At 72.2% G+C, this 22342-nt stretch carries 22 protein-coding genes; 19 read left to right on the top strand and 3 right to left on the bottom strand.

The features are described 5' to 3' along the window. Positions 1-133: 133 nt before the first annotated feature. A complete protein-coding gene (locus tag AB5J49_RS25880; RefSeq protein ID WP_369171079.1) occupies positions 134-667 on the top strand; it encodes a YbjN domain-containing protein in 534 nt (177 codons plus the stop codon). Positions 668-687: 20 nt separating this feature from the next. Here AB5J49_RS25880 and AB5J49_RS25885 read toward each other — a convergent pair whose 3' ends face one another. Together AB5J49_RS25885 and AB5J49_RS25890 are read right to left on the bottom strand one after the other, a co-directional pair. Continuing rightward, positions 688-816, bottom strand: coding sequence for a hypothetical protein (locus AB5J49_RS25885; RefSeq protein ID WP_369171080.1), 129 nt, complete (start codon positions 814-816; stop codon positions 688-690). A gap of 31 nt (positions 817-847) precedes the next feature. Next, the gene (locus tag AB5J49_RS25890) at positions 848-2038 is read right to left on the bottom strand and encodes a pyridoxal phosphate-dependent aminotransferase (RefSeq protein ID WP_369171082.1); all 1191 of its coding nucleotides are present in this window, start codon (positions 2036-2038) and stop codon (positions 848-850) included. A 784-nt stretch (positions 2039-2822) separates the two neighbouring features. Here AB5J49_RS25890 and AB5J49_RS25895 point away from each other — a divergent pair. The 10 genes from AB5J49_RS25895 to kynU all read left to right on the top strand — a co-directional run bounded on the left by AB5J49_RS25895 (position 2823) and on the right by kynU (position 13456). Then, entirely contained in the window at positions 2823-3398 is a 576-nt protein-coding gene (locus tag AB5J49_RS25895; protein WP_369171083.1) for a DUF2617 family protein, read from the top strand. Between the two features lie 134 nt (positions 3399-3532). Continuing rightward, a complete protein-coding gene (locus AB5J49_RS25900; protein ID WP_369171085.1) occupies positions 3533-5176 on the top strand; it encodes a polyamine aminopropyltransferase in 1644 nt (547 codons plus the stop codon). 99 nt (positions 5177-5275) lie between these two features. Further along, on the top strand, positions 5276-6193 hold the full coding sequence (locus tag AB5J49_RS25905; RefSeq protein WP_369171087.1) for an SRPBCC domain-containing protein: 918 nt from the start codon (positions 5276-5278) through the stop codon (positions 6191-6193). Positions 6194-6304: 111 nt separating this feature from the next. After that, entirely contained in the window at positions 6305-7102 is a 798-nt protein-coding gene (locus tag AB5J49_RS25910; RefSeq protein WP_369171088.1) for an aldose 1-epimerase, read from the top strand. 10 nt (positions 7103-7112) lie between these two features. Next, a complete protein-coding gene (pyrE, locus tag AB5J49_RS25915; RefSeq protein WP_369171090.1) occupies positions 7113-7661 on the top strand; it encodes an orotate phosphoribosyltransferase in 549 nt (182 codons plus the stop codon). Between the two features lie 184 nt (positions 7662-7845). Continuing rightward, entirely contained in the window at positions 7846-8868 is a 1023-nt protein-coding gene (fbaA, locus tag AB5J49_RS25920; protein WP_369171091.1) for a class II fructose-bisphosphate aldolase, read from the top strand. A 146-nt stretch (positions 8869-9014) separates the two neighbouring features. Beyond that, the gene (locus tag AB5J49_RS25925; RefSeq protein ID WP_369171092.1) at positions 9015-10496 is read left to right on the top strand and encodes an MFS transporter; all 1482 of its coding nucleotides are present in this window, start codon (positions 9015-9017) and stop codon (positions 10494-10496) included. A 298-nt stretch (positions 10497-10794) separates the two neighbouring features. Beyond that, positions 10795-11208, top strand: a complete 414-nt coding sequence (locus AB5J49_RS25930) for a DUF3151 domain-containing protein (RefSeq protein WP_369171093.1) — start codon at positions 10795-10797, stop codon at positions 11206-11208. 159 nt (positions 11209-11367) lie between these two features. Continuing rightward, on the top strand, positions 11368-12207 hold the full coding sequence (locus AB5J49_RS25935; RefSeq protein WP_369171094.1) for a tryptophan 2,3-dioxygenase family protein: 840 nt from the start codon (positions 11368-11370) through the stop codon (positions 12205-12207). Next, complete coding sequence (gene kynU / locus AB5J49_RS25940; protein WP_369171095.1) at positions 12200-13456, top strand: kynureninase; 1257 nt, start codon at positions 12200-12202, stop codon at positions 13454-13456. Before AB5J49_RS25935 ends, kynU begins: the two co-directional genes overlap by 8 nt. On the opposite strand, the gene AB5J49_RS25945 is transcribed toward kynU, so the two are convergent. Further along, positions 13453-14055, bottom strand: a complete 603-nt coding sequence (locus AB5J49_RS25945) for a TetR/AcrR family transcriptional regulator (protein ID WP_369171097.1) — start codon at positions 14053-14055, stop codon at positions 13453-13455. The genes kynU and AB5J49_RS25945 overlap by 4 nt on opposite strands. Positions 14056-14265: 210 nt before the next feature. Here AB5J49_RS25945 and AB5J49_RS25950 point away from each other — a divergent pair, with 210 nt between their 5' ends. The 8 genes from AB5J49_RS25950 to AB5J49_RS25985 all read left to right on the top strand — a co-directional run bounded on the left by AB5J49_RS25950 (position 14266) and on the right by AB5J49_RS25985 (position 22331). Next, positions 14266-15183, top strand: coding sequence for an alpha/beta hydrolase (locus AB5J49_RS25950; protein ID WP_369171098.1), 918 nt, complete (start codon positions 14266-14268; stop codon positions 15181-15183). 166 nt (positions 15184-15349) lie between these two features. Beyond that, positions 15350-16369, top strand: coding sequence for an alpha/beta hydrolase (locus AB5J49_RS25955; RefSeq protein WP_369171100.1), 1020 nt, complete (start codon positions 15350-15352; stop codon positions 16367-16369). A 106-nt stretch (positions 16370-16475) separates the two neighbouring features. Next, positions 16476-17657 (top strand): acyltransferase, encoded by a 1182-nt coding sequence (locus AB5J49_RS25960; RefSeq protein ID WP_369175261.1) that lies wholly within the window; start codon positions 16476-16478, stop codon positions 17655-17657. Beyond that, the gene (locus AB5J49_RS25965; protein ID WP_369171102.1) at positions 17650-18996 is read left to right on the top strand and encodes a sensor histidine kinase; all 1347 of its coding nucleotides are present in this window, start codon (positions 17650-17652) and stop codon (positions 18994-18996) included. The genes AB5J49_RS25960 and AB5J49_RS25965 overlap by 8 nt, the downstream gene beginning before the upstream one ends. A 17-nt stretch (positions 18997-19013) precedes the next feature. Continuing rightward, positions 19014-19688: a response regulator gene (locus tag AB5J49_RS25970; protein ID WP_369171103.1), complete on the top strand. Its 675-nt coding sequence runs from the start codon at positions 19014-19016 to the stop codon at positions 19686-19688. Between the two features lie 127 nt (positions 19689-19815). Continuing rightward, positions 19816-21153: a sensor histidine kinase gene (locus tag AB5J49_RS25975; protein ID WP_369171104.1), complete on the top strand. Its 1338-nt coding sequence runs from the start codon at positions 19816-19818 to the stop codon at positions 21151-21153. Further along, positions 21150-21815, top strand: a complete 666-nt coding sequence (locus AB5J49_RS25980) for a response regulator (protein WP_369171105.1) — start codon at positions 21150-21152, stop codon at positions 21813-21815. The genes AB5J49_RS25975 and AB5J49_RS25980 overlap by 4 nt, the downstream gene beginning before the upstream one ends. A gap of 81 nt (positions 21816-21896) precedes the next feature. Continuing rightward, positions 21897-22331 (top strand): VOC family protein, encoded by a 435-nt coding sequence (locus AB5J49_RS25985; RefSeq protein WP_369171107.1) that lies wholly within the window; start codon positions 21897-21899, stop codon positions 22329-22331. The last annotated feature ends 11 nt before the right edge of the window (positions 22332-22342 follow it).

Genomic DNA, 22342 nt, shown 5'->3' on the forward strand with positions numbered 1-22342 from the left:
TACCCGGTAGGTCCGGGTACCCGCCAGGAGTGACCGGATCGAGTCAGCCGAGGGCTGACAGCCCCGGCGGGGCTTGCCACCCCCCTCCCCGGATGGGGGAGGATGGCGGAATCCGTACGAAGGGAAAATCACGGTGAGCATCGACCCGTCCTCGATTCCGAACTTCGGGGGTCAGCAGCAGCCGCAGCCCGGCCCGCCGCCCGGCCCCGTTGTCCCGGATCAGGACCTCGTGAAGCAGCTCCTGGACCAGATGGAGCTGAAGTACGTCGTCGACGACGAGGGTGACCTCGCGGCGCCGTGGGAGCAGTTCCGTACGTATTTCATGTTCCGTGGCGAGGACGACCAGGCGGTCTTCTCGGTGCGGACGTTCTACGACCGGCCCCACAAGATCGACGAGAAGCCCCTGCTTCTGGAGTCGATCGACGACTGGAACCGCCGGACCCTGTGGCCGAAGGTCTACAGCCACACGCACGACGACGGCACCGTCCGCCTGATCGGCGAGGCGCAGATGCTGATCGGCACCGGCGTGAGCCTGGAGCACTTCGTCTCGTCGACGGTCAGCTGGGTGCGGGCCGCCATCGAGTTCGACAAGTGGCTCGTGGAGCAGCTCGGCCTGGAGCAGGAGATCAACGAGGCGGAGAAGCCCGAGGAAGAAGACGGCGAGTAAGCCGCGACAGCAGGCGCGGCCTACGGCGGCGTACCGGCGATCACGACCGGGTACGCGCCGTGGGCGAGGGAGAGCCCGGCCAGGGCACCGGCCATCACGGCCGCGTGCCGGGCCGGGCTCTCGCCGTCTGCGCCGCGGCGCCTGTCCACAGGCTGTGGGTAACCCTCCGGCGAGGAGGGGTCAGCCCGCCAGGGACTTGAGCCGGCGCACCGCCTCCTCCAGGACCGCCGTCTGCTTGCAGAACGCGAACCGTACGAACGGCGCCCCCGCCTCCCGGTGGTCGTAGAAGACCGCGTTGGGGATGGCGACCACCCCGGCCCGCTCCGGCAGCGCGCGGCAGAAGGCGAAGCCGTCCGACTCGCCGAGTGGCCGGATGTCGGTGGTGATGAAGTAGGTGCCCGCGGGCTTGAAGACCTCGAACCCCGCCTCCGTCAGACCCGCCGCCAGCAGGTCCCGCTTGGCCAGCATGTCCGCGCGGAAGGCCGCGAAGTAGCTGTCGGGAAGGGCGAGGGCCTCGGCGACGGCGTACTGGAACGGCCCCGACGAGACGTACGTCAGGAACTGCTTCGCCGACCGCACCGCCGTGACCAGGCCGGACGGCGCGCTCACCCAGCCGACCTTCCAGCCGGTGAAGGAGAACGTCTTGCCCGCCGACCCGATGGTCACCGTCCGCTCCCGCATACCCGGGAACGTGGCGAGTGGAAGGTGCTCGGCGCCGTCGAAGACCAGGTGCTCGTACACCTCGTCGGTCACGACGAGCAGGTCCCGCTCGACCGCCAGCTCGGCGATCGCGGCCAGCTCCTCGCGGGTGAGGACCGTGCCGGTGGGGTTGTGCGGGGTGTTGATGAGCAGCAGCCGGGTGCGGTCCGTCACCGCGGCGCGCAGCTCGTCCAGATCGAGCCGGAAGCTGCCCTCGCCCGGGCGCAGGGTGACCGGCCCGCGCGTGCCGCCCGCCATGGCGATGCAGGCCGCGTAGGAGTCGTAGTACGGCTCGAAGGCGATGACCTCGTCGCCGGGCTCCAGCAGCGCGAGCAGCGTGGCCGCGATGGCCTCGGTGGCGCCCGCGGTGACCAGGACCTCCGTGTCCGGGTCGTACGACAGCCCGTAGCGCCGCTTCTGGTGGGCGGCGACGGCGCCTCGCAGCTCGGGGACGCCGGGACCCGGCGGGTACTGGTTGCCGCGCCCGTCCCGCAGGGCCCGTACGGCCGCCTCGCGGACCTCCTCGGGGCCGTCGGTGTCGGGGAAGCCCTGACCCAGGTTGATGGACCCGGTCCGCAGGGCCAGTGCGGACATCTCGGCGAAGATCGTCGTCCCGAACTCGGCGAGGCGGCGATTGAGCAGGGGGCGGGAAATGGAGGTCATGCCGGTCATCCTCCGCCCAAGCTCTGGACTTGCTCAACTCTGCTTTGGGTCGTGAGACGGCCGGGCATCTGACTCCCACGCACCGAGCGGGAGGCGCCCACGGGGGGACGCCTCGGTCCGCTTCGGGGGAACGGAAGGAGGCTGACGCCATGACGATAGTCATCGTGGGGGCGCTGGTCGCAGTGGGGTTCGTAGTGATCGTCGTGTCCGTCGCACGTGCCGGCGGAGGTCCGGCCCACCGCACGCACAGCCGTCGGGGCGGCTCGCACGGCAGTGGAAGCGGCAGCTGGTGGGCTGGCGGGGGAGACAGCGGCGGCTCGTCCTGTGGGGGCGGCTCGTCGTGCGGAGGCGGGTCGTCGTGCGGTGGCGGGTCGTCCTGCGGAGGGGGCGGTGGCGGGGGCGGATGCGGTGGCGGCAGCAGCTGACACGGGGCAGCTGAGTTCCCGAGGGGGAACCGCATCCGGAGGGAGCGGGGCCGGCGCCTGGACCGGCCCCGCTTTGCTGTTTTCGCACGGCTTTCGGCGGGGGTAGGTGCGCCCCGGCGCACGCCGGAGTTGAACAGTTGAGCTGATAAGCCCTCTGAGGGATGGAAACCCTACGAACTTGGGTAAAAACGCTGTGGTGGCGCCACCGTTCATGATTCAGTGAAATTCACCAACGCAGCCCCTCGGACGTCCCGCGGACACTCCTTCTGACCGGCCGACTGGGCTGACCCGGCCGACCTCCCGGTGTCGGCCGGGGGTGCGCCGGAGACCGATACCTCCCTTTCTTTGCGTGCTAGCGGAGCCCATCCATGCTCACGACCCTGAACACCGCCTATACCGACACGCGCGCGGCCGACCTCGCCTGGGCCCTGGGGCGGGACCCGCTGCCCGCGCTGGCCACACTCGACCTCGAACTGACCGGCGCAAAGCTTGAGTTGAGACTGCTCGGCGCGTCCCACCAGGTACTCCTGCAGGAGGAGCGGGGCATCTGCTCGGAGACGGTGGCATGCATGCCGGGCAGCAGCACGCCGCTGCCGCTCGGTGTGGCCAAGCGGGTGGGCGACTGGGAGTACGAGTTCGCAGCCCGGGTGGAGGTCCTGTCACCGGGTCAGTTCGCGGGCCGCGCACAGGAGTTGCTGGCACTGGTGGCCGACCACCCGCACGGCCTCGCCGGCGTGTTCCCCGGCAGCCCGCACGCCTTCACAGCGCTGCTGGCCCAGCACCACGAAGGCCAGATGCACTGGCGGACGTGGCACGCCTATCCACAGGACGGGCAGTTGGTGGCCACGCGGACGCGGGTGGGGGTGCGGGTGGTCACGGGTGCGCCTCGGTGCCGGCCAGGATCCCTCAGACGGTCCGAGGGTGCCCCCTCCGAAGCAGTGTGAGCACGAGGCCCGTTCGGGGCCTGAGCCGAGGGTCCGGGCCGACGGCACCCGGGCGGCGACGCAAACGTCCCCCGCGTCAACAACACACGTGTGGGTGACCCAGCGTGCCGCAGGCGTAACGTACCGTCGGCAACGTGATCGAGCCGCACGCCCCCGCCCCACCCGGCGCAGCGCCGTCCCGGGGCGGCTGCGCGCGGCTTCCGGTCCGGCCGGGCACGGGGCGGTTCCTGGTCCTCACGGGCGTCTTCGTCTGCGCCGCCTGCGGGCTCGTGTACGAACTCGAACTCGTCGCCCTCGCCTCGTACTTGATCGGTGACTCGGTCACCCAGGCCTCCGTCGTGCTGTCCGTCATGGTCTTCGCGATGGGCATCGGCTCCCTCTGCGCCAAGCGCCTGCGCCCGCTCGCCGCAGCCGGCTTCGGGGCCGTCGAGGCCGTACTCGCCCTCGTCGGCGGCTGCAGCGCGCTCGCCCTGTACGCCGTCTTCGCCTGGACCGGCGACTGGGGCGGCCTGTGGGCCAACGGCCCCCGCTGCCTCCTCGTCGCCTTCTCCCTCACCATCGGTCTGCTGATCGGCGCCGAAGTGCCGCTGCTGATGGAGCTGATCCAGCGCATCCGGCGCCAGGACGCCGGCGGTGCGGTGGCCGACCTGTTCGCCGCGGACTACGTCGGCGCCCTCGTCGGCGGCCTCGCCTTCCCCTTCCTCCTCCTGCCCCTGCTGGGCCAGTTGACCGCGACCCTGATCACCGGCGCCGTCAACGCCGTCGCGGGCGGCGCGCTGGTCCTCGGCCTGTTCCGCGGGGACCTGACCCGCCGCGCCCGCTGGCTGCTGGTGATCGCCAACCTCACGGTGCTCGGCGTCCTCGCCGCGGCCGCCGTACTCGTCGACGACTTCGAACGGGCGGCCCGGCACGCGGTGTACGGGCGGGACGTACGGGTGGCGGTCCAGACGGACGTCCAGGAGGTCGTCATCACCGGCGGCACGCACGGCCGCCCCCTCGACCTCTTCCTCGACGGCCGCCTCCGGGTCAGCGGCCGCGACGAACGCCGCTACCACGAGGCGCTGGTCCACCCCGCGATGAACGGCGAGCACACGCGGGTACTGATCCTCGGTGGCGGGGACGGGCTGGCGGCTCGCGAGGTACTGCGCTACCCCGGGGTGCGGCGGGTCGACCTGGTCGAGGCCGACGCCGGGGTGGTGCGGCTGGCGCGCCGGGACCCGCCCCTGTCGAAGCTCAACCGTCACGCCTACGACGACCCCCGCGTCCACGTCATGACGGGCGACGCCTTCCGCCGGCTGCGGGCGACGCCGCCGGCGCTGTACGACGTCGTCATCTCGGACCTGCCCGACCCCGGTATCACCGCCAGCACGAAGCTGTACTCACAGGAGTTCTACGGCCTCGTCCGCCGCGCCCTGACCCCACGCGGACGCCTCGCGGTGCACGCCGGCCCGGTCTCCTCCCGCCCCCGCCTGTTCTGGACGGTCGACACCACCCTCCGCGCGGCGGGTCTGTGCACGGCCCCGTACCGCGTCAGGGGCCGCGAGTCCGGCTTCGCCCTGGGCCCCGACCGCTCGGCGGGCCCGACGCGGGCACCGCACGACTGGGGGTTGATCCTGGCGGCGCGGGGGGAGCGGCCGGCGCTGCGGCTCGGGGCGGGGGAGGGGGCGCCGCGGCTGGGGACGCTGACGCAGGAGGGGCTGGTGGCGGACGCGTGGGCGGCGGAGGGGAGTCGGGTCGGGGGGCTGGGGGTGTCGACGTTGGTGCATCCGCGGTACTGAGGGGCGGAGCGGGGAGGATACGCCCGGCGGGAGGGCGCCCGGTGAGAATCCCCGTATGTGTGGGTGCGCTTCACGCCATGCTGGGTAGGCTCGGGCCTCATGGAGCATGAGGTGTTCGTTCCGGTTGCGGCCGAGCGGCTCAGGGAGGTGCTGGCCGATCCCGTACGGGTTGCCCGGGCGGTCCCCGGGCTCCAGCAGGACGCCGGTGCCGAGCCCGTCGCCGGGCGGCTGAAAGTGCGCGTCGGCGGTCACACCATCACCTACGGGGGTGCCGTGCGGGTGTCCGAGCGCGAGGACGGTTCGTACGCCGTGGCGGGCGATGCGACCGAGGCGCGGGGCAGCGGTTCCGTGAAGCTCGCGTTGACGGTGCGGGTCCGGGAGGCCGACGGTGGCTCCGCCGTGACGTTCGAGGGGACTGCTTCGGCGGACGGGCGGGTCGCGGAGTTCTCGACGGAGGCGGTCGGGTCGGCAGTGGCCCGGCTGCTGAGCCGGTTCGGGGAGCAGCTCGGGGTGGTCGCGGGGGAGACGTCGGCGGCGCTGGGGGAGGAAGAGGCCGGCGATGCCGGGGAGACCCTGGAGACCTTGGCGCCCGGGGAGTTCGAAACGCGGGTCACCAGTGACTTCGAGACGACGCCGGATGCGGATGACGCCGCGGCGCCGGTGCCGGGGCCAGGGCCGGAGTCGGCGTCGGCCGAGCCGGTGGCCGATGAGCCTGAGAACGCCGAGGGCGCCAAGAGTGCCGAGAGTGCCAAGGGCGCCAAGGGTGTCTCGGGCGCCGAGGACCGGGATGCCGGGGCCGGGGAGCCCGCCGTCGCTGAGGCGGCTCATGCTCGGCGGACGATGATCGGGCGTAGTGCGGAGGAAGTGGACCATGCCCCGCCGCGGGGGCGTTATGCGCCGGTTCCGGCGCCGCAGACGGTTACGCCGAGTTCTGCGTTGCGGTGGGCGGCTCCGGCGGCGGCGGTGGTGGTGGCGTCGGCGATCGTGGTGGGCCGGATGCTTCGGCGGCGCCGCTGAGGGGTTCGCCCCCGGGCCCCTGGAGCCTGCGGCCCCCAGACGGGCTGAGATGCACGGACCGGCGCTGGAAAGCGACTGCCGACGCCAAGATCGCCCCAGTAGGGTCGTCCCGTGAGTAACGAAGACATCACGCTGACCGCGGGTGACGCGGAGGTGGACGTGCTGCCGGGGAACGGCGGGCGGGTCGGAGGGCTGCGCGTCGGGGGGACCGAGTTGTTGCGGCAGGGGGAGCGGTTCGGGTGTTTCCCGATGGTTCCCTGGTGCGGGCGGATCCGGGACGGGCGGTTCCTGGACGGGGCCGTGGTGCGGCAGATGCCGCTCAACGCCCCGCCGAACGCCATCCACGGCACCGTACGGGACGGCGCCTGGCGCGTCGCCCGGGTCACCGACGGCGAGGCGGTCATCACGTACGACCTGGTCGAGCCCTGGCCCTACACCGGGCGCGTCACGCAGGTCGTCGCGCTCACCCCCGACAGTCTCAGCCTCACCATCTCCGTCGAGACGTACGAGACGTCCTTCCCGGCCCAGATCGGCTGGCACCCCTGGTTCAACCGGAACCTCGGCGGCGACGGCGCCCAGGACGTCCGGCTCGACTTCAGCCCGGCCTGGCAGGAGGAGCGCGGCGACGATCACCTCCCCACCGGGAACCGCATCGAGCCGAAGCCGGGGCCCTGGGACGACTGCTTCGGCATGCCCGACGGCGTGGACGTCACGCTCACCTGGCCGGGGCAGCTGGAGCTGAAGGTGGCCGGCCGTCAGGAGTGGGTCGTCGTGTACGACGAGCAGGAGGCCGCCGTGTGTGTCGAGCCGCAGACCGGGCCGCCCAACGGGCTCAACAGCCTGCCTCGCCTGGTCACGCCCCTGGAGCCGCTCGAAGCCACCACCGTCTGGAGCTGGCGGCGCCTCTAAGCTGGGCGGCATGACTGACGTACGTGGCGATCTGCTGGAGCAGATCAAGGACAAGGCCGTGGTGCACGGCAAGGTGACCCTGTCGTCGGGGCTGGAAGCCGACTACTACGTCGACCTTCGGCGGATCACCCTCGACGGGGAGGCGGCTCCGCTGGTCGGGCAGGTGCTGCTCGACCTGACCGCGGAGCTGGAGTTCGACGCGGTCGGCGGGCTCACCATGGGCGCCGACCCCGTCGCCGCCGCGATGCTGCACGCCGCCGCCGCGCGCGGCAGGCGCCTCGACGCCTTCGTCGTGCGCAAGGCCGCCAAGGCGCACGGGCTCCAGCGGCAGGTCGAGGGGCCGGACATCGCGGGGCGGCGGGTTCTCGTCGTCGAGGACACCTCCACCACCGGCGGTTCGCCGCTCACCGCCGTCGAGGCCGTGCGTGAGGCGGGGGCCGAGGTCGTCGCCGTCGCGACGATCGTCGACCGGGCCACTGGCGCCGCCGAGAAGATCCAGGCGGGCGCGGGGGTGCCGTACCTCTTCGCGTACTCCAAGGACGAGCTCGGGCTGGACTGACCGCGGTCCCCAAGGACAGCCGTCTCGGCTGATGACAGACGCTCGGACCATCCCGGTTCGTCTGGAAAGATGGGGCCGACGACGACGTCACAACCCCCCAAGGTCTAGGTCAGGGCCGTAAGAAGAACGCCGTACGCAGTTACGTACGCAGTACGTCAACCCGCACACTCCAAGGAGCGGACAGATGCCCATCGCAACCCCCGAGGTCTACAACGAGATGCTCGACCGGGCGAAGGCAGGCAAGTTCGCCTACCCGGCCATCAACGTGACCTCGACCCAGACCTTGCACGCTGCGCTGCGCGGCTTCGCGGAGGCCGAGAGCGACGGCATCATCCAGATCTCCACGGGTGGTGCGGAGTTCCTCGGCGGCCAGCACAGCAAGGACATGGTCACCGGCGCCGTCGCCCTGGCCGAGTTCGCGCACATCGTCGCCAAGAAGTACGACATCACCGTCGCCCTGCACACGGACCACTGCCCGAAGGACAAGCTCGACGGGTACGTACGTCCGCTGCTCGCGGTGTCGGAGGAGCGGGTCGCGCGCGGTGAGAACCCGCTGTTCCAGTCGCACATGTGGGACGGCTCGGCCGAGACCCTCGCCGACAACCTGTCCATCGCGCAGGAGCTGCTGGAGCGCGCCCGCGCCGCGAAGATCATCCTCGAGGTCGAGATCACCCCGACCGGTGGCGAGGAGGACGGCGTCTCGCACGAGATCAACGACTCGCTGTACACCACGGTCGACGACGCCATCCGTACGGTCGAGGCCCTCGGTCTCGGTGAGAAGGGGCGCTACCTGCTGGCCGCCTCCTTCGGCAACGTCCACGGTGTGTACAAGCCGGGCAACGTCGTGCTCCGCCCCGAGCTGCTGAAGGAGCTGAACGAGGGCGTCGCCGCCAAGTACGGCAAGGCGTCCCCGTTCGACTTCGTCTTCCACGGCGGCTCCGGCTCCTCCGCCGAGGAGATCGCGACCGCGCTGGAGAACGGCGTCGTCAAGATGAACATCGACACCGACACGCAGTACGCCTTCACGCGTCCGGTGGCGGCCCACATGTTCCAGAACTACGACGGTGTCCTGAAGGTCGACGGCGAGGTCGGCAACAAGAAGACCTACGACCCGCGGACCTGGGGCAAGCTCGCCGAGGCGAGCATGGCCGCGCGCGTGACGGAGGCCTGCTCGAACCTGCGCTCGACGGGTACGAAGATCAAGTAGTTCTCCGCGGTTCTCCGCGGTTCTCCGCGGTTCTCCGCGGTTCTCCGCGGTTCTCCGCGGTTCTTTGCAGTTCTCCGGGTCTCTCTCGGGGAGCTTCCGAGCCCGGCGCCTGTCTACGGCGCCGGGCTCGCTGTATACCTGGGGGCATGCCCGACGTCCGGCTGGCCTCCCCGCAGGGCAAGTGGATCCTGCTCACCACCGTCCTCGGCTCCAGCATGGCCATGCTGGACTCGACCGTCGTCAACGTCGCCCTCCCGCGCATCGGCCGCGACCTCGACGCCGACCTCGCGGCGCTGCAGTGGACCGTCAACGCGTACATGCTCACGCTGGCCGGGCTGATCCTGCTGGGCGGTTCGCTGGGGGACCGGTACGGGCGCCGCAAGGTCTTCGTCGTCGGGGTCGTGTGGTTCGCGGCGGCCTCACTGCTGTGCGGGATCGCCCCGAACGCCGGGACGCTCATCGCCGCCAGGGCGTTGCAGGGGATCGGCGGGGCTCTGCTCACGCCGGGCTCGCTCGCGCTCATCCAGGCGTCCTTCCATCCCGACGACCGGGGGCGGGCCGTGGGCCTGTGGTCGGGGTTCGGGGGCGTCGGCGCGGCGATCGGGCCGTTTCTGGGCGGGTGGCTGGTCGACGGGCCGGGCTGGCGGTGGGTGTTCCTGCTCAACGTCCCGCTGGCCCTGCTGTGCGTGCCGGTGGCCCTGCGGCATGTCCCCGAGTCGGGGGACGGTCGCAGACACGGCCGCTTCGACGTGCTCGGCGCGGCGCTCGGCGCGCTGTCCCTCGCCCTGGTGACGTACGCGCTGATCGAGGCCCGTGAGGGCTCGGTGGTCGTCGCCGTGTCCGCGGTCGCCGGTGTGGCCGCCGGCATCGCCTTCGTGTTCGTCGAGAAGCGGCGCCCCGACCCGATGATGCCGCTCGACATCTTCGCGTCCCGCCAGTTCACCGCGGTCAACATCGTCACCCTGTGCGTGTACGCGGCCCTCGGCGGGTTCTTCTTCCTCGCCGCGCTCCAGCTCCAGGTCGTCGCCGGTTACTCGGCCCTCGGCGCCGGTACGGCATTGCTGCCGACGACCGTCCTGATGCTGCTGTTCTCCGCCCGCTCCGGCGCCCTGGCCGACCGGATCGGGCCGCGTATCCCGCTCACCGTCGGGCCCCTGCTGTGCGCGGTGGGCATGCTGCTGATGCTGCGCGTCGGGCCGGACGCCTCGTACGTCGCCGACGTACTGCCTGCCGTCCTCGTCCTCGGCTTCGGCCTGGTCACGCTGGTCGCCCCGCTGACCGCCACCGTCCTGGCCTCCGTGGACGTCGCGCGGGCGGGTCTGGCCAGCGGCATCAACAACGCGGCGGCCCGTGCGGCCGGTCTTGTCGCCGTGGCCGCGCTGCCGCTGCTGACCGGGATGGGGCAGGAGGCGTACCGCTCGCCGAGCGCCTTCGACGACGCGTTTGACCGGGCGATGACCCTGTGTGCGGGGGCTCTGGTGGCGGGAGCGCTCCTCGCCTTCGCGACCGTGCGCCGCCTGCCCCCGGAGTGCGTCCGCCCCGAATGCCACACACACGGCGGCATTACGGCCCCGCCGTTGGAGGGGCGGCCGGTGCGGGGGCGGGTGCCTGGGGGTGAGGGCTCCTAGGGCGGGGTGCCGTCTGGGGGCTGGGCCCGGGGGGGCGTGCGGTGGTCGGCCGGGTGCGGGGCGGGAGGGTTCTCGCCCCCGCCGCCCCTACCCGTCCCATCCTGAAGGGCTCCGCCCCTTCGACCCCGCTGGGGCTGCCGCCCCAGACCCCGCTTCGGCCCTGAACGGGCCTCGTCCTCAAACGCCGGACGGGCTGAGATGGGTTTCCGGCGCGGGGATCCCGGTGGTGCGGCGCGCGGGTGGCGGCGGTGGGGGCTGGGACCGTGGTCGTGGCCCCCGATGCCTCAGACTGGAACCCATGACGATTCACGAGAACCTCCTCGGGGGCCCGCCCCCGACCCACCTCCCCGACGACCCCGAGCCGCGTGAGCTGCTCGCCGGCGGCACCGCGCCCGCGGACGTCGCCGCGAAGTACCCGACGTCCTCGCTGGCCTGGGCACAGCTGGCCGACGACGCGTTCGAGCGGGGCAGCGTCGTGGAGTCGTACGCCTATGCCCGGACGGGCTACCACCGCGGCCTGGACGCGCTGCGCCGGAACGGCTGGAAGGGGCACGGCCCCGTCCCCTGGGAGCACGAGCCGAACCGCGGCTTCCTGCGCGCCCTGCACGGCCTCGCCCGCGCCGCCGGAGCGATCGGCGAGCAGGAGGAGTACGAGCGCTGCACGCAGTTCCTGAAGGACTCCTCGCTGGCGGCGGCCCAGACCCTGGGCTAGTCGCCGGACACGTACGTCCACTGTCGGGCCCGCCTGTGTGATCAGGCGGGCCTTGCTTTTTCGGCGGACCATCGAAGAAGATGCCCGGCGGGGACCGGGGCCCCCGTGTCGACAACGGCAGGGGCGGACCGCTACCCGGAGTTACATCAGGAGACAGTGATGTCCCACGAGGCTCACGAGGCTGAAGAGCCGTCGACTCCGCATCTCGACTTCGCAGGCACCACGCCGTACGAGGACTACGTACAGGCGGACGTCCTCACTCACCTCCAGCACACCCTCTCCGACGACCCCGGAGAGATGGTCTTCCTGGTCACGACCCAGGTGATGGAGCTGTGGTTCACGGTCATCGTCCACGAGTGGGAGACGGCGGCGAACGCCCTGCGCGAGGACCGGGTGCCGGTGGCGATCGACGCGCTCAAGCGTTCCGTACGGGAACTGGAGGCACTGAACGCCTCCTGGAAGCCGCTCGGCCAGCTCACGCCGGCCCAGTTCAACGCGTACCGCAGCGCCCTCGGCGAGGGCTCCGGCTTCCAGTCGGCGATGTACCGGCGCATGGAGTTCCTGCTCGCCGAGAAGTCCGCGTCCATGCTGGTCCCGCACCGCGGCGCCCCGCGCGTCCACGCGGAACTGGAGAAGGCGCTGCACGAGCCGAGCCTGTACGACGAGGTGCTGCGCTTCCTCGCCCGGCGCGGCTGTGACATCCCCGAGGCCGTCCTCAAGCGCGACGTCTCACAGCGGTACATGCCGTCGGACGAGGTCGAGGCCGTCTGGACCTCGATCTACGCGGGCGCCCAGGACTCCGAGCTCGCCCGCCTGGGTGAGGCCTTGACCGACGTCGCCGAGCTGGTGTGGCGCTGGCGCAACGACCATCTCGTCGCCACCCGGCGCGCGATGGGCGCCAAGGCCGGTACGGGCGGTTCGGCCGGGGTGGCCTGGCTGGAGAAGCGGGCGCAGAAGAACGTGTTCCCGGAGCTGTGGACGGCGAGGTCCCATGTCTGAGCTCGCAGCCAAGGCGGGGGCGCTGGACGCGGCCGACGAACTGGCCGGTGCCCGCAAGCGGTTCGTGCTCGATGACGCGGTCGTCTACCTCGACGGCAACTCCCTGGGCGCCCTGCCGGCGAACGTGCCGGGGCGGGTCGAGGACGTCGTACGGCGGCAGTGGGGTGAGCTGCGCATCCGCTCCTGGGACGAGAGCGGCTGGTGGGACGCGCCCGAGCGGATCGGGGACCGGATCGCTCCCCTGGTCGGCGCGGCGCCCGGTCAGATCGTGGTCGGCGACTCGACAAGTGTCAATGTTTTCAAGGCAGTTGTGGCCGCCGTGCGGATGGCGAACCCCATTGCCGGCGAGGCGGTCCGGGACGAGATCCTGGTCGACGCGACGACCTTCCCCACGGACGGCTACATCGCCGAGTCGGCGGCGCGGATGACGGGGTGTTCGCTACGGCCGGTGACCCCGGAGCAGGTGCCGGACGCGCTGTCCGGCCGTACGGCCGCGGTCCTGCTGAACCACGTCGACTACCGCACCGGCCGGCTGCATGACCTGCCCTCGCTCACGGCCGCGGTGCACGCGGCGGGGGCCTACGCCGTCTGGGACCTCTGCCACAGCGCGGGCGCGCTGCCGGTGGGGCTGGACGAGCACGGGGTCGACCTGGCGATCGGCTGCACGTACAAGTACCTGAACGGCGGGCCGGGTTCACCGGCGTACCTGTACGTACGGCATGACCTGCAGGACCGCTTCGACTCCCCGCTGCCCGGCTGGAACTCCCACGCCGATCCCTTCGGCATGCGGGGCGAGTTCGAACCGGCGGCGGGCGCACTGCGCGGTCGCGTCGGTACGCCGGACATCCTCTCCATGCTCGCCCTGGAGGCCGCGCTGGAGGTCTGGGACGGTGTGTCGATCGAGGCGGTGCGGGCCAAGTCGCTCGCGCTGACCGACTTCTTCCTGGAGTGCGTCGGGGCGTATGTGCCGGAGGGTCGCGTGGAGTCGGTGACTCCGGTGGCCCACGCGGAGCGCGGCAGCCAGGTGGCGCTGCGCTGCGAGGGCGCCGGGGACGTGATGAAGGCGCTCATCGAGCGGGGCGTGGTCGGCGACTTCCGCCGCCCGGACGTACTGCGCTTCGGGTTCACACCGCTGTACGTCGGGTTCGCGGATGTGGAGCGGGCGGCGCGGGTGCTGGCCGACGTGCTGGCCGACGTGCTGGGGGAGAGGTTGCCGGAGGCGGCGCGGACCCAGGCGGCGCGGCGCTAACCGACGTACACCCCCGCCACGGCAGCCGCATGTGCGGCCCGCGCGGCGCGCTCCGCGGCGGGGGCGTCGGGGATCACCCCGGTCGTCAGCAACTGGTAGTACAGGGGCGCCGACACCGCCCGTACGACCGCCTCGGCATCCGTCCCGGCGGGCAACTCCCCTCGGGCGACGCCCTGTTCAACGCACGGCGCCCACTCCGCGACCCGTGCCTCGTAGAACCGCCGCAGCGCCTGCGCCGTACGTTGGTCGCAGGTCGCCGCGGCGATGACGGCGCGGAACAGGGCGCCCTGCCGGACGTCCGCCAACGTCCGCTGCACCAGCGCCGCGTTGGCCCGCAGGTCCCCGAGCACGGACCCGGTCTCCTCGCGTGGCAGCGACTGTTCGGCCATGTCGGCGAGCAGGTCGGCCACCAGGCCCGTCACCGAGCCCCACCGCCGGTACACGGTCGTCTTGCCCACGTCGGCGCGCCGGGCGACGTCCGCGAGGTCGAGGCCGTCGAAACCCTGCTCCGTGAGTACATCTCCGGCCGCCCGCAGGACGGCCGCACGGACACGCGCGGTACGCCCTCCGGGACGTACGGTGCCGGGTTCGGCGGACATATCGGCCTCCTTGGTGCACGTACGAGCTGTGGTGCGATGCGCGCTGCCAGCGTAACGAAACGACAGAACCGTTTAGCCCTCACCGAGCGTGACATCCGTGTGTTGGCGCACGTCACCAGCCTGATACGGTCCCCGCCTACGGCCGAATTCCCACCTGGCCCGCCACCCCCGCTTTCGTCCAAAATCGTTTCGTCGCTGAGAGGTTGGAGCATGCCGGACGACGTCGCAGCAGCCCGGGCCGTCGCCGAAGAGCAGTCGGCCTTCTCGCACCCGCCCGTCGATCCCGACGCCATCGCCTCGTACGGCGACCACCCCGACCAGGTGATCGACTTCTACGCGCCGCGCGGCGAGGCCGGCCCGGGCGGCCCGGCCCCGCTGGTCGTCGTCCTGCACGGCGGGGCGTGGCGGGCTCCGTACGACCGGCGGCACATCACGCCGTTCGCGAACTTCATGGCTCGGCAGGGCTTCGCCGTGGCCAATGTGGAGTATCGGCGGGGGGCGGAGGGCGTGGACGTCGCGGCGAGCGCGGGCGGTGCGGCGGAGCCGAGTGCGGGCGGCGGTCCGGTCGCCGGTCGCTGGCCGGACACCTTCGACGACGTGGCCGCCGCGCTGGACGCACTGCCCGCGCTCGTCCGGGAGGCCCTCCCGCAGGCCGATCCGCGCCGGACCGTACTCGCGGGCCACTCGGCCGGCGGCCACCTGGCCCTCTGGGCGGCCGCCCGCCATGTCCTCCCCGCGGGCGCCCCCTGGCGCACCGCCCGTCCCCCGGCCCTGCGGGGTGTGGTCGCGCTGGCCCCGATCGCCGACTTCACGGTCGCCGACAAGCTGGACGTCTGCGGGGGTGCCGCGCGCCAACTCCTGGGCAGCGATGTGGAGTTCGCCGAGCGTCGGCACTACGCCGACCCCGCGCTCCTGCTCCCGACCGGCATCGCGACGACGCTCGTCCAGGGCCGCGCGGACGTCGTGGTCCCGCAGGCGGTCGCCGAGGCGTACGCGGATGCGGCGGCGAAGGCGGGAGAGGTGATCGGTCTTACGCTGCTGGAGGACGTCGGGCACTTTCCGCTGATCGATCCGGCGGCGGACGCGTGCGCGGTGGTGGTGGAGGAGATCGCGCAGTTGGCGTGGTGACCCGGCGGTTCTCGTCCCGTACCGGGTGAGCCCCCGTCATACCCGTAGTACCTGAGAGCTACGTCGCAGGAGAGCTCCCTGGCGGGACGCGGACGACGCAGCCGGATCCGTAACTTCCCCTCCAGGCAAGCCCGATGGCCGGGCGGACCGGGGAGGGAAGACGACCATGGGGCGTACCACGGGGGCAGCCGGGACGAGCGAGCCGAAGAAGAAGACCCGCCGCACTCACAGATGGCGCCGGGTACTGCTCGCCACCCTGATCACCGGTGCCGTGGTCGTCCCGCTGTCCGGCGCCGCACGCCCTGAGATCCCGGCCCCGGCCCCGGCCGCCCTCACACCGGTGACGGCGGCGACCCTGGACGAGGCGTACGCGGCCAACCGTGCCAACGCCGCCGAGGCGTCCCGCATGGCCGCGGCCCACGGCAACCGCGAACGGGCCGCCGCGGACCGCGAGATGGCCGACCCGTCCCGCCACTTCCTCTCCTTCGACGGCCGCGGCCCCGGTCTCGCGACGGAGGTCTTCGGCGACCTGCCCCACGCCGACCGCATCGCGGTCCTGGTGCCGGGCTCCGACACATCCATCGACACGTACGACCGTTTCCGCGCCGCCGCCCGGGCCCTGCACGACCGCCTCACCCGGGAGGCCCCGCACGGCGCCCGCACCGCGGTGGTCGCCTGGCTCGGCTACGAAACCCCGGCCACGGTCAGCACCACGGTCGCGACGGCGGGCCGAGCCGAGGAGGCGGCCCCGAAGCTGCGGGAGTTCGTACGGCAGCTGCGCGCCCTCGCGGACCGGTCAGGCAGGCAGTCGCGCATCTCCCTCCTCTGCCACTCCTACGGCTCGGTGGTCTGCGGCCGCGCGGCCTCCCACCTGGACGTGGACGACATCGCCCTGGTCGGCAGCCCCGGCACCGGCGCGGACAGCGCGGCGGGCCTGCACACGCCGGCCCGCGTCTGGGCGGCCCGCGGCGGTGACGACTGGGTGGCGGAGGTGCCGCACATCAGGCTCGACCTGCTCGGCACGACCGTCGGCTTCGGCACCGACCCGATGTCCCCGTCGTTCGGTGCCCGGGTCTTCGCGGCGGGCGACGGCGGCCACAGCGACTACTTCAGGCCGGGCTCGACTTCCCTGACGAACCTGACCCGCATCGTCCTGGGCGAGACCTCGGAGGTGAGCCATGGCTGAGCCCCAGTCCCAGTCCCAGTCCTTGTCCCCGTCCGGGTCCCAGTCCTCGGCCGAGCCCTTGGCCGGCCCCCGCGCCGAAGGGCGCCTGCGGGGCGCGTGGAAGGGCATACGCCGGGGCGCCGTCCGCGTCGATGCCGTCACCCCGGCCGACCGGGACCGGGCCGTCGACGCCCTGCGGGCCTTCGCCATCCTCGGTGTCGTCCTCGGCCACTGGCTGGTGACGGCCCTGGTGGCGGACGACGGAGCCAGCCTGCGCACCGCGAGCCCGCTGCACCACATGCCCTGGCTGGCCCCGATCTCCTGGGCCTTCCAGACCCTCGCCGTGTTCTTCCTGGTCGGCGGCCATGTGGCGACGCGGAGCCACGCCTCGGCCCGAGCGCGCGGCACGACGTACGGGCAGTGGCTGAGGTCCCGTCTGTCCCGCCTGTTCAAGCCGGTGGCGGCGGTCCTCACCCTGTGGACGGTGGCGTCGGCCCTGCTGCTCCTCTCCGGCACGGAAGCCGACACCGTCCACACCCTGCTCAAACTGGCGCTGTCTCCCCTGTGGTTCCTCCTGGTCTTCGCCGCGCTGACGGCGGCGACGCCCCTGCTGCTCCGGCTCAACCCTCTCTGGCCCCTCGCGGTCGTCCTCCATGTGGACCTCATCCGCTTCGGTTCGGGCGGCCCGGCGTGGCTCGGCTGGGTGAACGTGGCGGCCGGCTGGCTGGTGCCGTACACCCTGGGCGCGGCCTGGACCCGGGGCGAGTTGGAGCGCCGCCGCGCGGGCTGGATCCTGCTCACGGGCGGCGCGTCGGCGACGGCCGCACTGGTCGCCTGGGCGGGCTACCCGGCGTCCATGGTCGGCGTCCCCGGCGAAGGAGTCTCCAACCTCAACCCACCCACGCTGGCCGCCGTCACCTTCGGTGTGGCCCAGTGCGGCCTGGCCCTGCTCCTGCGCGGGCCGTTGCGCCGCTCGATGCGCCGCCCCCTCGCCTGGGCGGCGGTGGACATGCTCAACCTCTCGGCGATGACGATCTTCCTCTGGCACCAGACGGCCCTGATGGCGACCACGGCCACGGGCCTGACGGCGGGCCACCTCACCGGCCTGCACACCGTCCCCGACAACCTCGGCTGGATGGCGGCCCGCCTGGCCTGGCTCCCGGTGTTCGCCCTGGCGCTGGCGCTGTGTTGGACGGCGTTCCGCGTGTACGAACAGGGCCCTCGCCGCTCGACCGGCCGCCGGTCCAGGGTCGTCCGGTCCCACTCGGCATCGCGCGGCAGTGAAGCGAAGGAACATCACCATGCCTAGGGTTGGTCGCGTGACGGATACGGGGATCCAGCACTCGTTCGCGAGCCGAGTGCGGCGCTGGCTGCGCGTGTTGTGCGACGACCTGTGGACCCTCGCGGCGGACCCGCTGCCGCCCTCGGTGTGGTTGCGCTGGCTGCCGCACGGCCTGCTGTCCCTGGTCGCGTTGGGCGTCACCATCGGCGCTACGGCTCAACTGCGGGACAACGGCGGGGCGGGCGGCCAGGTCGCCTTCCTGATCGGGCTCGCCCAAGGTGGCGCGGTGATCCTCGCGCTGTGGCGGCCCGTCCCCGGGTGGTGGCTGTCGACGGCAGCCATGGTGGCGGGCGCCGTCGAGGTGCGTCGCCACCTGCTGGCCGGTGGCGTGCACGACTTCGTGTGGCCCTGGACCGCGGCCGGGATCATCGGTCAGATGGCCGTGCTGCTGCTGCTCGCACTGCGGGTACGCGCTCGGGTGTCCCTTGAGACGCTGGCGTTGACCGTGCTCGTCACCTACGTCATCGAGGGACTGTGGGGGGCGAGCGACTACCAGCCCACCGGAGTGCTCGCGATCACCCTGTTCGCCGTCGTCGTGGCGCTGGGCATGGCGCTGCGGGGCCGCAGGGAAGCCCGTGCCGAACTCGGCCGGCAGACCACCATCACCGCGGAGGAGCGGGCCCGGCGCACTCTGCTGGAGGAGCGCACCAACATCGCCCGCGAGCTGCATGACGTGGTGGCCCACCACATGTCGGTGATCTCCATCCAGGCCCAGGTCGCCCCGTATCTGGTGGAGAACCCCTCGGAGGAGCTGAAGGAGAACCTCGCGGGCATCCGGCAGAACGCGCTGGACGCGCTCACCGAACTGCGCCACGTGCTGGGCGTCCTGCGCTCCGAGAACCGGGAAGACCCCTACGGCCTCGGCGAACCCGGCACCGGAGCCGCCCCCGACGCCCCCCAGCCCATGCTCGACCGGCTCGACGCCCTCATCGAGAACACCCGTGCCGCCGGACTGGACGTCGTCACCGACATCAGGGGCGAGGCTCCCCAGTACCCCACGGGCGTGGAGCTGTCCGCGTACCGGATCATCCAGGAGGCGCTCAGCAACGCCCTGCGGCACGCGCCGGGCTCGGAAGTGCGCGTCGAGGTCTCCCACGACTTCCACGGCCTGCATCTGGGCGTCGTCAACTCCCGTCCGCAGCAACCCGTTCCGCCCTCCCCCGGCGCGGGACACGGTCTGCTCGGCATGCGCGAGCGAGCGACGATGCTGGGGGGCCATCTCACCGCGGCCCGTACCCAGCACGGCGGTTTCGCGGTCTCGGCCTTCCTCCCGCGGGGCGAGACCCCGCCGACTGCCCACCCCTGACAGGAGAACCGACCCCCATGACGAGCAGCCCCATCCGCGTAGTCATCGCCGACGACCAGCAGATGGTCCGGCAGGGATTCACCGTGCTGCTCAACACCAAGCCCGACATCGACGTGATCGGCCAGGCGGTCGACGGCCTGGACGCGGTGGCGAAGGTCGCCGAACTCACCCCCGACGTCGTCCTGATGGACATCCGCATGCCCGAACTCGGCGGCATCGAGGCGACCCGCCGCATCACCGCCGCAACACCGCAGATCAAGGTGCTGGTGCTGACCACCTTCGACCTCGACGAGTACGTGTACGAGGCGCTGCGCGCGGGAGCCTCGGGCTTCCTCCTCAAGGACGCCTCCGTCGACCAGCTGGCCGAGGCGGTACGGGTCGTGGCGGCCGGCGACGCGCTGCTCGCGCCCGGTATCACCCGCCGGCTCATCTCCGAGTTCTCCCGCCTGGACAAGCGGCCCCGTGCCCCGCTCAAGGAACGCGTCGGCGACCTGACCGAACGGGAGACGGAGGTCCTCGCCCTGATCGCCCAGGGCCTGTCGAACGCGGAGATCGCCGACCGCCTCGTCGTGGCCGAGCAGACCGTGAAGACCCATGTGGGCCGCATCCTGGTGAAGCTGGGGCTGCGGGACCGGACGCAGGCGGCGGTGTTCGCCTACGAGTCGGGACTGGTACGGCCCGCCGGGTACTGAACGCGAATCCTCGCGGGCCTGCCCCGGGCACGACCAGCGGGGATACCCGTAGTACCTGAGATGGACCTGCGGGAACCCCTCTCCATGGGGACGACCGCGACAGGGCCTTGCGCCTACCGTTCTGTACGTGACCGAGACGACTCAGATGCCGACCCCGCCGGGGGACGCGGCCAAGCAGCGCAGCCCGGAGCTCCGGCTGGCCGCGGGCGCCCTGCACGGGCTGCGGCAGGACCTGTCCCACGACGCCTTCGCCTACCGCCCGCTGCCGCGGATGAGCGTCGACGGCCCGCTGACCCGTAGGCTGCCGGGCCGTCTGCGGGAGTACGCGGCCTGGACACCGCACGCCGTCATCACCGCGGCCGCCCTGTTCACGCTGCTCATGGCCACCGTGGACAACAACGGCGCGGCGGTGCTGCTCGGTCCGATCGCCGTGATCCCGATCCTGCTGACCATGCTCCGGCCGGTCGGAGCGTTCTGGCTGTCCATGGCGGCCACCCCGGTCAGCCAGGTCTTCGGCAGCTCCTGGGACGGCTGGCCCTGGCTGCCCGCCAGCTTCGCCTGCCATCTGACCGTGCTGACGGTCGTGGCCATACGCACCAGACCGCGCACGGCCGGGTACATGTGGGCCGTCACCGCGGCGTACGGCTTCGTGGCGACCGTGCTGTTCGGCCCGGGGCACTACTACGGCGACGACACCGCCCCCATGCTGGTCTTCTCCGCACTGATCCTGCTCGTCGTCGCCGTCTGGCACACCCGCAAGGAGGCCCGGCAGGAGGTGACCGCGCAGCAGACGGTGACCGCGCAGGAGCGCTCCAAGCGCACCTTGCTGGAGGAGCGCACGACGATCGCCCGCGAGCTGCACGACGTGGTCGCCCACCACATGTCGGTCGTCGCCATCCAGGCGGAGGCCGCCCCCTACCGGGTGGAGAACCCGCCGCCGGAGCTGGAGCGGGCCTTCGTCACCATCCGGGAGAACGCGGTGGCGGCGCTCACCGAACTGCGCCGCATCCTGGGCGTCGTCCGGGCCGAGGACTACGAGGCACCCGACGCCCCGCAGCCCACCCTCGCCGACCTGGACGCGCTGCTGGCGAACGTGCGGGACGCGGGACTGAGCGTCGAGAAGACGACGACCGGCGCGGTGCGCGAGATGCCGCCCGGCGTGGAGCTGTCGGCGTACCGGATCGTGCAGGAGGCACTCAGCAACAGCCTGCGGCACGCACCCGGCGCGAGCGCCCGCGTGGAGATCGGGTACGTCCTCGGCGGCCTCGGCCTGCGCATAGTCAACGGCCCGCCGCCCGCGTCGGCCCTGCTGAAGCCCTCGCCGGGCGCGGGGCACGGCATCACCGGGATGCGGGAGCGCGTCACGATGCTGGGCGGCGAGATGACGGCGGGCCGCACGGAGGACGGCGGCTACGAGGTGGCCGTGTTCCTGCCGGTCGCCACGACCACAGAGGACGACTCATGACCATCCGCGTGCTGATCGCGGACGACCAGATGATGGTGCGCGAAGGCTTCTCGGTCCTGCTGAACGCGATGCCGGACATCGAGGTCGCCGGCGAGGCCGTCAACGGACGGGAAGCGGTGGACCGGGTCCGCGAACTCGCCCCGGACGTCGTCCTGATGGACATCCGCATGCCGGAGCTGAACGGCATCGAGGCCACCCGGGAGATCGTCGCGGCCGACAGCACGTCCAAGGTGCTGGTGCTGACCACCTTCGACCTCGACGAGTACGTGTACCAGGCGCTGCGCGCGGGAGCCTCGGGCTTCCTGCTGAAGGACGCCTCGGCACGCCAACTCGCCGACGGCGTGCGGGTGGTGGCGGCCGGCGAGGCCCTCCTCGCCCCCTCCGTCACCCGGCGGCTGATCACGGAGTTCTCGAAGCTGTCCGACTCCCCGCGTCTGATGTCCTCCGCGCACGCGGCGTACGGGGACCTGACCGAGCGGGAGACGGAGGTGCTGGTGCTGATCGCGCAGGGCCTGTCGAACGCGGAGATGGCCGAGCGGCTGGTGGTCGCCGAGTCGACGATCAAGACCCACGTCAGCAGGATTCTGGTGAAGCTGGGTCTGCGGGACCGTACGCAGGCGGCGGTGTTCGCGTACGAGGCACGGCTGGTCACGCCGGGCTGAGAGCGGCACGGGCGCCCTGCGGGGCCGGGACGCGGCAGGGACGGCGGGCCGGGACGGGGGGCCGGGGCCTACGGTGAGGGGATGGAACAGCGCATCACTTTGATCACGCTGGGAGTCTCCGATCTCGCCCGCTCCAAGGCTTTCTACGAGGCCCTGGGCTGGCGGGGGCAGGAGGTCGAGGAGACCGTCTTCTTCCAGGCGGGTGGCCTGGGGCTGGTGCTGTGGGGCCGGGACGAGCTGGCGCGGGACTGCGGTCTGGAGCCCGGGCAGGCGGGCGGCTTCGGCGGGATCGTCCTCGCGCACAACGTCCGGTCCGAGGCGGAGGTCGACGCCCTCCTGGCAGCCGTGGAACGGGCCGGCGGGACCGTCACCAAGCCGGCGGCCGTCAACGCCATCGGGTTCTACTCCAGCGCCTTCGCCGATCCCGACGGCCACGCCTGGGAGGTCGCCCACAACCCCGGGTTCCCTCTCGCCGAGGACGGCACGGTCACTCTCCCCGACTTCGGCACGGCCTAGGCCCCTGGTCA

Origin of the sequence: Streptomyces sp. R28, assembly GCF_041052385.1 — a bacterium.
GTDB lineage: Bacteria > Actinomycetota > Actinomycetes > Streptomycetales > Streptomycetaceae > Streptomyces.